The organism is Dyella subtropica (genome assembly GCF_026283965.1).
GTDB classification, from domain to species: domain Bacteria; phylum Pseudomonadota; class Gammaproteobacteria; order Xanthomonadales; family Rhodanobacteraceae; genus Dyella_D; species Dyella_D subtropica.
Window position 1 is genome coordinate 21,475 of the sequence record NZ_JAPDPD010000031.1, and the last position, 11,859, is coordinate 33,333.

The window sequence follows — 11,859 nt, forward strand, 5'->3', positions numbered from 1 at the left end:
AGAATCATCATGACCCAGCAACCCATGCTTGCTTTTGCCTGGAACCCTGCGGTGGGCATTCCGCTGCTGATTGTCGGCGCCATCGTGCTCGCCCTGATCTGGCTGTTTGGCCAGCCGAGGAAAGAGCAGGGCAAGCGTCGCGTTATGCCTGGAACGGGCAGTGAGGAACGCCGCGAGCCGACCTTCGGCGATGCCGAAGTGACCGGCGACGAACCCTCTTTCAGCGCACGCGATGATTTTCGCCTCGATGTCTTGAGCGAGCCCACGCCGCAGCAAGGTGAGCTGGATATGGGGCTGCGCCAGGAACTCGAGCGCCTGGGCGCTACGCTTTCCGGCGAGCGGGTTGCGCCGGCACCGCTGGGTAAGCCATCAGGCACCGCCGCGTCGATCGTCGAAGCCCTGCGCGCGCCGCCGGAGCCATTCCACGCTGACTCGCTTGGCGCATCGGTGCCGGCGAAAACCGCGCCTATGCCGGAGCCGGTGGCGCGCATTTCCGCACCTGCTCCCGCACCGGCTGCACCGCGCGTGCCGCCGCGCTCCGACCTCGGCCGTCGCCCGACCCAACTGCCGGTCGAACGCATCGTCACCTTGTTCGTGGTGGCCCGCGAAGGTACGGCGTTCAACGGCGCCGACTTGATCGTGGCGGCGGAAAAGGCCGGCCTGGAATTCGGTGACATGGGCATCTATCACCGCCTGGTCGACGGCAAGCGCGAGCAGGGGCCGATCTTCAGCGTCGCCAATATGCTCAAGCCAGGCAACTTCGACCTGAGCCGTCTCGACACCTTGCGCACGCCTGGCCTGAGCTTCTTCATGACCCTGCCAGCACCCATCCCTGCACTCGATGCCTGGGATGCCATGCTCCCCACCGCCCAGCGTCTGGCCGAGCTGCTGGATGGCCAGGTGCTGGACGAAGAGCGCAACGCCCTGGGCCGTCAGCGCATCGCTCATATCCGCGACGAACTGCGCGGTTGGGACCGCGACCACGAAGGCAAAGAGATCATTTTCGGCCGCTGATTTCGGTCCGGATTTCGGTCCGAAAGGGCGGGGTAACCCCGAAAGATGAAAAAAACCCCTAAAAAACCCATGCCAGAAGGCACATTTGTGCGTTAGCGTCTTGGCGTTATCGCTCGCTTGCCATACATTCCACCTGCCGAGAGGCATGCCGGTAAACCCAACCCAACCAATAACTACGGGGAACGTATGGCCAAGACGCAGAAAGCCGCCAAGAAGACCACCGCCAAGGCTGCCGCCAAGCCGGTGGCGCCTAAACCGATCAAGGATGCTCTGAGCAAGTCCGGGCTGGTCGCCCACATCACCGAAGCCAGCGGTGTCGTGGCCAAGGATGTGCGCGCCGTGCTCGCTGCGCTCGAACACGCAGTGGCCGGCTCGATCCACAAGAAGGGCGCCGGCTCCTTCACGCTGCCGGGTCTGCTGAAGATCTCGGCGATCAGCGTGCCGGCCAAGCCGAAGCGCAAGGGCATCAACCCCTTCACCAAGGAAGAGCAGTGGTTCGCTGCCAAGCCTGCCACGGTGAAGGTGAAGATCCGTCCGCTGAAGAAGCTGAAGGACGCCGCTGCCTAATGGGCGGTTGCGAGAACGCGGCGGCGAAAGCCGTCGCGTTTTTTTTGTGCCTGTGGATGCGAAAAGCGTGGTTTTCATTGTGTCAGGGAACGACTACACCCTATAGCGCCTCTCCGCCGCTTACGGTCGAGTAGGGCGGGCTTATAGTCAAAGCTCGTGCACGGCAGGCTGTAGTTCCCGCATGGAAAGAAACGTTGTCGGTTCGAATTCAGCGTCACCGCAGACATGGCGCGTCCTGGTGCTCGAAGACGACGAAGTCCAGCGCGAACAGGTTCTGATTCCGGCCCTCGCCGAATACGGTTTCGACGTCACCGGCGCGCGCACCTGGGCCGATCTCTACAGGCACATGCTTTCCAGCCAGTACGACATCGCGCTGCTGGACATCGACCTGCCCGGCGAAGACGGCATCACCGTGGCGCAGTATCTGCGCCAGTTGTCATCCATGGGTATCGTCATACTCACCGAGAGTCACGAACGCAGCGATCATGTGCGCGCGCTCGCCGCGGGTGTGGATACCTACCTGTCCAAGCCAGTCGACATCGACGTGCTTGCCGCGAGCTTGCGTAGCCTTGCGCGCCGGCTGCAAACATCGGCGGTGGCGTGCGAGGAAGACAACGCCACGTACGACCTGGCCCCGCCGCGTGGGGAGTGGCGCCTGGAGAAGGACGACTGGTGCCTGATGACGCCCCGAAACGTCACCATCGCGCTCTCCAGCTCCGAGCGCTGCGTATTGCGGCAACTGATGATGGCGAAAGGCGCGGCCGTTCCCCGGGAAGAGCTTATCGCCGCCCTTTGCCAGGACATCTACGACTTCGACCCACATCGTTTGGAGATGCTGGTGTACCGCTTGCGCCGGAAGGCCCGGGAGCATGGCGATGCGGTGCCGCTGATGACTGTGCGCGGTATCGGCTACGCCTTCAGCATCGACCAGAGCGATGCGAGCGACCGTTTGATCCATCGGCCTCTAAAGGGTTTCTCCGCATAGAGGCAGGAGCCCGTCCGGGGTCGCCATGTCAAGAAGAACGGAGCCTTTGGTAGATCGGAAGCATCCTCCGCCGCATCGAGCCATCTAAACGGCCAAAGTGCATATGCATATGCCCATCCATCATTTCTGTGACGAAAAGGTGGCGGGCAACCTACTGGAGCCAGCAGGTATCTCAGGGAACACCTGAAATGCCAGGCCAGCCACGTCCGAGCGTCCAGCGAGCGGCGCCATGTGCGGGTGGCCCCGCCTATCGCCGACATGCGTGCACAGCTGAGCTTCTAACGCGCTGACGACATTCTCCGAATGAAGCGCATGGTAAGCGCATAGGTAAGGACACGGGGTGCAGCCCGAGAGTCCGCCACATCCACCCCGGTGCTGAGGACTGGAGCAAGCGAATGAGACGATTTCCACTGATAGTGTTCTTGGCCTTGGGCGCTGTGTTCTACGGCGTGGCTGCACAGGCGCAGGACCATCGCCTGCTCAATGTGTCGTTCGATCCCACGCGCGAGCTTTACAAGGAGGCGAATACCGCCTTTGCTGCCTCCTGGAAGCAGCAGACCGGCAAGGACGTGCGTGTAACCACTTCCAACGGCGGCTCAGGCAAGCAGTCGCGCGCGGTGCAGGACGGCCTGGAAGCGGACGTCGTTACGCTTGCCCTGGCCTGGGATATCGACGTTTTGGCCGATCGCGGCCTGCTGGCCAAAGATTGGCAATCGCGGCTGCCCGATCACAGCACGCCGTACACCTCGACCGTAGTGTTCCTGGTGCGCAAGGGCAATCCCAAGCAGATCCACGACTGGCCAGATCTGGTGCGCGAGGGCGTGCAGGTGATCACGCCCAATCCCAAGTCTTCCGGTGGGGCGCGCTGGAATTTCCTGGCGGCGTGGGGCTGGGCGCTGCGCCAGCCGGGCGGCAACACGGATAAGGCGCGCGCCTATGTAACCCAGCTGTACCTCCACGTGCCCGTGCTCGATGCCGGCGCGCGCGGCGCCACCAATACTTTCGTCCAGCGCGGCATCGGCGATGTACTGATCGCCTGGGAGAGCGAGGCGCTGCAATCGCAGCAGGAGCTGGGCAAGGACAAGTTCGACATCGTGGTGCCTTCGTTGAGCATCCTGGCCGAGCCGCCAGTGGCGGTGGTCGACAAGGTGGCCGACAAGCACGGCACCCGCCAGCTGGCCGAGGCCTATCTGAAGTTCTTGTACACGCCGGAAGGGCAGGATCTGGTGGCGCGCCATTTCTATCGGCCACGGCTGCCCGCCGTCACCGAGAAGTACGCCGCCCAGTTCGCGCCGGTGAAGACCTTCACGCTGGCCGAAGCGTTTGGCGACTGGCGCCAGGCGCAAGCCACGTACTTCGCCGACGGCGGCGTGTACGACCAGATCAGCGAAGCGGGGCATTGAACTCATGCGCAACCGCGCCATGCCAGGATTTGGCTTGAGCCTGGGCATCACGCTGGCCTGGCTGGGCGGCATAGTGTTGCTGCCCTTGTCCGCATTGGCGTGGAAGGCCGGCAGCGTGGGGGCGTCGACGTGGTGGGCGCAGATCGGCAGCCGCCGCGTGCTCTACGCCCTGCAACTCAGTTTTGGCGGCGCGCTGGTGGCCGCTGCGATCGACGTGCTGCTGGGCCTGCTGCTGGCCTGGGTGCTGGTGCGTTACCGTTTTCCGTTGCGCCGCGTGTGCGATGCCCTGGTCGACTTGCCGTTCGCCCTGCCCACCGCGGTGGCCGGCATTGCCTTGACCGCGCTGTACGCACCGAATGGTTGGATCGGACGTCTATTGCAGCCGCTGGGTGTGCAGGTGGCCTACACCCGCCTTGGGGTGCTGCTGGCGATGGTCTTCGTGGGCTTGCCGTTTGTGGTACGCACCTTGCAGCCGGTGCTGGAAAGCCTGGAGCACGAAGTGGAAGAGGCCGCCCGCACGCTCGGGGCGAGCCGGTGGCAAAACTTCCGCCGCGTCCTGTTGCCGATGTTGATGCCCACCTTGCTTACCGGTTTCGCCCTGGCGCTGGCACGCGCGGTGGGTGAATACGGTTCGGTGATCTACATCTCCGGCAATCTGCCGATGCGCACGGAGATCGTGCCGCTGCTGATCGTGCAGAAGATCGACGCGGGCGGCGATACCGGTCCAGCCGCGGTGCTGGGCGCCGTGATGCTGGCGGCTTCGCTGCTGGTGTTGCTCACGGTGAGTCTGTTGCAGCGTTGGAACCGTCGCTGGATGGAGGTGGGCTGATGGCCACACTCGACAGTCATGCCACGTATCGCCCCCGCGGGCTGGGCGTATCCGTGGGGCAGGGCGTGCTGATCGCGCTGGCGTTGCTATGCGTGGCCGGCCTGCTGTTGCTGCCGCTGCTGGTGGTCTTCGCCGAGGCGTTTGGCAAGGGTTGGGCGGTGTTCGTTGCCGCTATCGCCGATCCCGATGCGCGCACCGCCGTGTGGCTGACGCTGACGGTCGCCGCCATCGCCGTGCCGGCGAACATGGTGTTCGGTCTGGCCGCGGCCTGGCTGATGACGCACTACGACTTTCGCGGCAAGCAACTGCTGGGCGCACTGATCGACCTGCCGTTCTCGGTTTCGCCGGTGGTAGCCGGTCTCGTCTGCGTGCTGGTGTATGGCGTAAACGGCTGGTTCGGCGGGTGGCTCGATGCGCATGGCGTGCGGGTGATCTTTGCGGTGCCGGGTTTGGTGTTGGCCACGGTGTTCGTCGCGTTTCCTTTCGTGGCGCGTGAACTGATTCCGTTGATGCAGACGCTAGGCAACGAAGAGGAGCACGCCGCCCGCACGCTCGGTGCGAGTGGCTGGCAGATTTTCTTCCGCGTGACCCTGCCCAAAGTGCGCTGGGCACTGCTCTACGGTGTGTTGCTGAGCAACGCCCGCAGCATGGGCGAATTCGGCGCGGTGTCGGTGGTATCGGGCCATTTGCCCGGTCTCACCAACACCTTGCCGCTGCAGGTGGACCAGGTCTACAACGGTGGCAGCGCCAGCGCGATCGCCGCAGCCTTCGCACTGGCGTCACTGCTGGCCTTGCTCACTCTGTTGACCTTGCTGATCAAGCGGCTGGTGGAATGGCGGCATGGGGGTGAGTTGGCGCACCCGGTACGACGGCATTGAGACGGTAATCGCATGAGTATTTCCATTAATGGCCTGACCCGCCGCTACGGCTCTTTCAGCGCACTGGAACGCGTGTCGCTGGATGTCGCCGAAGGCGAGTTTGTCGCGCTGCTGGGCCCGTCTGGTTCGGGCAAGAGCACACTGCTGCGCATCCTTGCCGGCCTCGACGATCCCGATCAGGGAAGCGTGCTGCGCGACGGTGAAGACCTGCTCGCCCTGGATGCCCGGCAGCGCCGCGTCGGCCTGGTGTTCCAGCACTACGCTCTGTTCGCCCACATGACCGTGACCGAGAACGTGGCCTTTGGCCTGCGCGTTCGCCCACGTGCGCAGCGGCCGTCGCGTCGCGAGATCCTGGCGCGGGTGGACGAGTTGCTGCGCCGTGTGCAATTGGAAGGCTTGGCGCGTCGCTACCCGGCACAACTCTCCGGCGGCCAGCGCCAACGCGTGGCGCTGGCGCGCGCGCTGGCCGTGGAGCCGTCGTTGCTCCTGCTGGACGAGCCGTTCGGCGCGCTCGACGCCCAGGTGCGCGTGACCCTTCGCGGCTGGCTGCGTGAGCTGCAGCGATCGCTTGGCCTGACTACGCTACTGGTGACGCACGACCAGGACGAAGCGCTCGAACTGGCCGATCGCGTGGTGGTCATGAACCAGGGCCGCATCGAGCAGATCGGTACGCCCAGTGAAATCTATCGCGAGCCGGCGACGCCCTTTGTCTACGGTTTCATCGGACGTTCGAACCATATCGAAGGGTACGTCGAGCGCGACCGCCTGCTGCTTGGCGGGCATGCGATACGTGGCGAGTTGCCGCCGGACCTCGGCGGTCAGCGGGTGAATGTCTGGCTGCGTCCGGAGCATGCCGTGTTGTCATCGCGCAGCGACATCGGATGGACCGCACGCATCGTGCGCCTCGCACAGGCCGGCGGCGTGATACGCGCCACGCTGGCGATGCATGGCGAAGGCGTGCAGATGGAAGCCGAATGGACCGCCGGTGAAGTGACGGCGCGTGGCTTGGCGGAAGGCGATACGGTGACAGTGCAATTGCGCGAGCTGACCTTGTTCACCGAGGTTGGAGGCGGCCAACGTCGTGACGTGTTTCGTCCGTTTCGCGATGGCATGAGCCCTGCTTCAGGCGGTGCGATCGATATGGGGCCCTGGTTGCATCGCAAGGCCTGAAGAAGCCCGGCTCGTCTTCACGGCGTCTTCTCCATGCCGATTGCGCCCAGCCCTGGCGGGCAGGTCACCGATCCGCCGGTACGTGCTGTTTCCATAGCCCATTTGGCCGTCAAGATGGCCGAATCGGCGAAAGCGGGTCAACTGGCACGTTTCTTTCATGACCCTATGTGCTAAAGACTGCATGGCCACTGACGTAGGCGTGCAGCCGTGTCAGAATGACTCGCGGATCGCTCAGCCATACCGCCTTCTGCGAGTACGGCGGAACGGCGAGCCGGGGTAAGCGTGATTTTCATCACATATTTCGACACGCCCCCTTTTGACCGGTCCATTGACGTAGCGCACAGGGTCATTACGTTCGATCATCAGCGGCAGGGGCGGTGCCCCACGCAAGAGCAAGATCCAGCGTGCAGCGAACGGAAGTCGCGGCAGACACGTGAAGGATGATGGCGACGACGGGGAGGGATGCTGTTATGCAGGAAGGAACGGCGCGGTTTGCATGGGTTCGCCACTTGGCTGTGGTGGTCGTTTATGCAGCTTTGTACGTAGGACTTCGTAGCGTATCGGTCTCCAACTGGAATCTGCCCGCGGGCCTCCGTCTGGCCTGCCTGTTGCTCGTGCCGTATCGGTACTGGCCGGCGCTGGTGCTCGGCGAGGCTATCCCGGTCGGTTATCAGGCCTGGCTTAACCAGGATCAATTCGGCTGGGCATGGGCCACGTTCGCGGCTTTCCCGCCCATCGTGCTGTGCGCGCCTGTCGTCGCCTGGTTCCGCCGCCATGCGCGAATCTTCCAAATGGACGGCCGGCTCGATGTGGCGCCGGTGCTCACCGTGACGCTGCTTGGCGCCGCTCTGACCGCAGCGGGCAACAGCGCCGCGCTGGCGTCGGTGCACGTTCCCGCTGGCGCGCCGGCGCAGGCCATGACAGCGCAGATCGTGTTTGGCTATTTCCTCGGCAATTATCTCGGCGCGCTCACGCTGATGCCGGCCGTGCTCGCCGTCCGTAGCTGGCTGGGCGATCGCCTGCCCAGCATGGTTCTGCCGTCGCTGGTGCGCAGCAGCTTGCTTCGCGATGGCCTTGTCGGGCTGATCCCGGCGTTGGTGGCCTTGGCCTGGGTCGGGTATGCCGGCAATCACGACATCATGCAGGTGTGCCGGATATCCATGTTCCTGCCCGTGGCGTGGCTGACCCTGCGTCATGGCTGGCGGGGCGCGGCTATTGGCGGCTGTGTCGCAAGCTGTGCCGTGGCACTCACCTCGACCATGGTCCGCGATCCTTCTGTCATCCAGGCGCATGCCATCATCGCGTTCGCCATTTCCACCCTGCTCATGTTCGGCGCGCGCATCGTTCACCCTGTGCAGGAAGGAGACCCACGCGAGCGCCTGGACCGCCGGGAGCATGGCCTGCTGCTCGCTCAGCAAGGTCTCTATCAGGAAGAGCTGCGCATGCGGAACGCTGCCGAAGCGCTGGAGCACGTCGGCCAGTCCATGCGCGACATGCAGAATCGACTGCTGGAGCGGTTGCGCCACGTTATTCCGGCCAACGAGGAGCGCGCCTATTCCCGTCAGGCCGCGCTCGCCCAGCACGAGATGCACCGCCTCACCAATGCCCTATACCCGCGCGTCTGGCGTGAACGCGGCGAACCTTCGACGCTGCAAGAAGGGCCTGTTGCCCTCGCGGCAGCGGCGGTGGGTGCTACTTATCAATGCGATCTGGTCGGGCAGGACCTGAGCCAGCTCGCGTCTGATGTGCATTTGACGCTCTACCGCCTGGCCGGGGAATCCCTGGTCTACGCCTTGAGCCGTCAGCCGACCCGGCACGTGAACCTGGTGGTTCGCGGCGGGCATAGCCAAGGTCATCGCTGGGTGGTGATGCGGATGGATTGCCATCGTGCGGCGGCGTCCGATGGCGGCACGCGGCTGGCGCAGGAGCAGTGGAAGAAGGCCATGTCGCTACTCGGCACCAGTGGCCTCGGCATCGACACCATTCGCGAACGCGCGCAGATTTACGGTGGCGAAGTTCACGTACGCGAGAGTGTCGTCGGCTTGCGCGTCACCATTCTTTTGCATGACGCCCTACGTACCACGCGACCGGCGGCAGTGAACCCGGAACAACCCCGGGTCACCGCATACTGACTAACTAATAAGAGCCTGTCCCCACTATCTGCGCGAGCGATGCAGATAGTGAGGACAGGCTCTTGGTGTCCAGGATCAGCCTGGGCTCAATTTACTCGCGAACTGCACTCCACCGGATCGGTGCAGGTGGATTCCGCAGCAAAGGTCCGAATGGTGCCATTCGCTTGCGGTGCAACCAGCACCTGGACGGCATCGTCGTGATACACGATCTCCCCCGTCTTGCTGGCTGGTGCCGGCAAAGGATCCTGCGGTGTGGCCAGGCTCGCGGCATCCGCACCGATCGGCAAGACCAGGAAGTTGCCGCTGGATGCCGCGAATGCGGCGCGCACCTTGCCGTGCAAGTCATTGATCTGGATGTAGCGAATACCATCGCGCTCGAACACGTAGACGTGCCAGCGTGGGCTCGAGCTCACGTCTTGAGCGTTGGGCCATGACTGGCCGAGGCCTGTCGTGCGATGAGCGGCCATCGCGGTGGTCGAAACCACTGCCATTCCTGCCAGCAGCGCGATCGCTGCCAGCTTCTTGAAACTCCGATTCGGCAAATGCCGCATATACGTCCCCTTCGTAGCAATTCGGTCCGGGCAAGATGCCGTAGGCGGCATCTCATTTCAACCAGTGCCAATCCCATTGGCACTGCATGTGATTTGCGCTTCTCGCATGAATCATGCAAGTGCCTTGGCGTGAACTGTGTCACAGCTAATGACGAAAGCATCGAAAGCGAGGTTATCGCAGGAGCACTGTGCTGCGATTGAGCGGCATACGATGAAGTATGTGGATCGCCCTGTGCCTTCGACGTCACAGGCCATCGCCTTCCCCTGCCGAAGTGATCCCTATCAAGATGCCTCGCGCTGCTCACCCTCGACCACTGGCAGCACATCGTGAAAAACGCCGTAGTCGATGTGGCTCATGCCGTCCTCGCCGTCGCTGACAAGATCCAGATAACGGTGATTCCAACGCAAGGCGAGATGGCTCCACTGGCGCCGCGCCAACATCGGCTGCGAGGTGGTTTCGTCGACGCCTTCGATGGTCAGCATGATCAGTGCCTCCGAGCTTTCCAGCGTTTCGGCGGTCGCGCCGTGGAGCGGGCTGCCTTCATCGATGATGTGCATCAGGCTCCAGCTCAGCGAAAAGACTGGGTGCCGGTCGCGCATCAGTTTCATGTCGTAGATCCGACGAATCCGGAACCCTTCAGGCGACACTTCGCGCTGCAACAGATACAGCGTGGCGGACGCTTCGGCGATCACGTTCTGCCGCACATTGGCGGCGCGGATCATCAGCGTCGACTGGCCGTTGATGGTGCGGATGATCGGATGATCGGCGAATAGCATCTTGGCGCGCGGTCGCGAGAATCGCGAAAAGATCAAACCAGTGACCAGCGCGATGCAGCCCATACCCGTAAAGATTTCCACCGTGGCTATGCAGTGTGCATAGGTCGTCTGTGGATGCATGTCGCCATAGCCGACGGTGGCCAGGGTTTCCACACTGAAAAAGAACGCGCCGGGAAAGCCCTTGGGAAACTGGTTCGCAATGGCCTTATCGCCGAGCTGATAGAGCAGCGCGAAGCAGGCGTTGAGGAACAGGAAGGCGGTTGCAGCCAGACCGAAGAAGACCGGCCAGCGAATCGTCAGCGCATAGTGGTAGATGTCATCCCAGATGCGCCGCGAGAGCCCGTGGCTGACAAACAGGCGACCGCCGATTTCCATCGTGCGGAGTTTTTTCCGAAAAAATGAGCGGCGCTTGACGGCCATGGCACGACACCATTCTGAAGCGGTGGAAGAGGGTGCCTTGAATACCACGTCTGACATCAAAGCTCATAGCAGGCTTGAACATCGACACCGGCCTTCTGGTGCTGACCAGGGACGGGAGGCCTGCTGCTGTCGGGCGCTACCAGTTATATTCTGAAGAGGTCCGTTTCCGACCCAGAGCGGACATAACGGTGCGCGGTGAACTGACGTCCTAAGGGGAGAGGTTGATGGGTAAAAAAGGGATGCGCTTGCAGCCGCCGCCCTATCGGATTGTGCGACGCGTTCTGCCATTGCTAGTGCTTGTTCTCGTCGCATGCCACGATCGGGACAAAAAAGTCGAGGTGCGACACGCGGATGCGCAGCGCGCGGCTGCGGCCGCCATGTCTCACGTCGAGGACCGAACGTCGTCATTTGGTTATCAGGCCCAAACGAATGGCGTCGGTGAGAACGGGCCGGTGGTCAACGTCATTGACGTGATTCCATCCTATCGACTGGACGCCTTTGGCGGTCAATTGATGGGCGACGATCGCGGTGAATTTGGCGGCGAACTGATGTTCCGTGACCAGCAAGAGTCCACGCACTTACTCATGAAGAGAAACGTGCATGGCATCTTCCCGATGCCATTTGGCGTGGTTGTTTTCACCGGTCTGGCGCACATGCGCAGCAACGTGGGTGGAACTTACCTTGTCACCGCTTCGCCCGGATCGATTCCAGTGGTGACACCGTTTCGGCCGCTCCAAGGGGCGCCGGAAGAAGTGCTCCGCACGTTGTCCGGTGAGCTTGTGTTCAAGGTGTTCAATGGGCGTTTTGAAAGGAATGAGGCCGGAGAAGGGGTTGAGGCAAAGGACTGCTACTTGATGAAGAAGAGCGGAGAGATCAAGGAGCTGTCTTGCACTTCCATTGTCATTGTCAACTGATGAATGAGAGATGCTGCAACGGTATGGCGAGAGTCATTCCCGACGGACTGCGTCGGCTTGCTCACGACTAGAGAGATTGCCATGCTGAGAGTGTCCGCTTTCGACTGCGGATTCAGCCGGTCGTTGCAACAGATTGATGAAACCGTTCGGCCGGTGTTTCGAAGTGTAAGGTCTTTCTCGGACGCGCATTCAACTGTCGAGCCACGGCGTTGAGCTTGG

General features: G+C 62.7%; 11 protein-coding genes. 9 read left to right on the forward strand and 2 right to left on the reverse strand.

Annotated features, from left to right (window positions below):
* The first annotated feature begins 9 nt into the window (after positions 1 to 9).
* The 8 genes from zipA (at position 10) to OUZ45_RS20035 (ending at position 8,978) form a co-directional block, all read left to right on the forward strand.
* Positions 10 to 1,014: a cell division protein ZipA gene (gene zipA / locus OUZ45_RS20000; RefSeq protein WP_266172093.1), complete on the forward strand. Its 1,005-nt coding sequence runs from the start codon at positions 10 to 12 to the stop codon at positions 1,012 to 1,014.
* 186 nt (positions 1,015 to 1,200) lie between these two features.
* Positions 1,201 to 1,581, forward strand: a complete 381-nt coding sequence (locus OUZ45_RS20005) for an HU family DNA-binding protein (RefSeq protein ID WP_266172094.1) — start codon at positions 1,201 to 1,203, stop codon at positions 1,579 to 1,581.
* Between the two features lie 181 nt (positions 1,582 to 1,762).
* On the forward strand, positions 1,763 to 2,566 hold the full coding sequence (locus OUZ45_RS20010) for a response regulator transcription factor (RefSeq protein WP_266172095.1): 804 nt from the start codon (positions 1,763 to 1,765) through the stop codon (positions 2,564 to 2,566).
* Positions 2,567 to 2,961: 395 nt separating this feature from the next.
* Positions 2,962 to 3,969, forward strand: coding sequence for a sulfate ABC transporter substrate-binding protein (locus OUZ45_RS20015; RefSeq protein WP_266172096.1), 1,008 nt, complete (start codon positions 2,962 to 2,964; stop codon positions 3,967 to 3,969).
* Positions 3,970 to 3,973: 4 nt separating this feature from the next.
* Positions 3,974 to 4,798 (forward strand): sulfate ABC transporter permease subunit CysT, encoded by an 825-nt coding sequence (cysT, locus tag OUZ45_RS20020; protein ID WP_266172097.1) that lies wholly within the window; start codon positions 3,974 to 3,976, stop codon positions 4,796 to 4,798.
* The gene (gene cysW / locus OUZ45_RS20025) at positions 4,798 to 5,676 is read left to right on the forward strand and encodes a sulfate ABC transporter permease subunit CysW (protein WP_266172098.1); all 879 of its coding nucleotides are present in this window, start codon (positions 4,798 to 4,800) and stop codon (positions 5,674 to 5,676) included. The genes cysT and cysW overlap by 1 nt, the downstream gene beginning before the upstream one ends.
* A gap of 12 nt (positions 5,677 to 5,688) precedes the next feature.
* Positions 5,689 to 6,846 (forward strand): sulfate/molybdate ABC transporter ATP-binding protein, encoded by a 1,158-nt coding sequence (locus tag OUZ45_RS20030; protein ID WP_266172099.1) that lies wholly within the window; start codon positions 5,689 to 5,691, stop codon positions 6,844 to 6,846.
* Positions 6,847 to 7,316: 470 nt separating this feature from the next.
* On the forward strand, positions 7,317 to 8,978 hold the full coding sequence (locus OUZ45_RS20035) for an MASE1 domain-containing protein (protein ID WP_266172100.1): 1,662 nt from the start codon (positions 7,317 to 7,319) through the stop codon (positions 8,976 to 8,978).
* Between the two features lie 86 nt (positions 8,979 to 9,064).
* On the opposite strand, the gene OUZ45_RS20040 is transcribed toward OUZ45_RS20035, so the two are convergent.
* Positions 9,065 to 9,529: a hypothetical protein gene (locus OUZ45_RS20040; RefSeq protein ID WP_266172101.1), complete on the reverse strand. Its 465-nt coding sequence runs from the start codon at positions 9,527 to 9,529 to the stop codon at positions 9,065 to 9,067.
* 282 nt (positions 9,530 to 9,811) lie between these two features.
* Entirely contained in the window at positions 9,812 to 10,726 is a 915-nt protein-coding gene (locus tag OUZ45_RS20045; RefSeq protein WP_266172102.1) for an ion channel, read from the reverse strand.
* Between the two features lie 224 nt (positions 10,727 to 10,950).
* Between OUZ45_RS20045 and OUZ45_RS20050 the strand changes: the two genes are divergently transcribed.
* Positions 10,951 to 11,640 (forward strand): hypothetical protein, encoded by a 690-nt coding sequence (locus OUZ45_RS20050; protein ID WP_266172103.1) that lies wholly within the window; start codon positions 10,951 to 10,953, stop codon positions 11,638 to 11,640.
* Positions 11,641 to 11,859 lie beyond the last annotated feature (219 nt).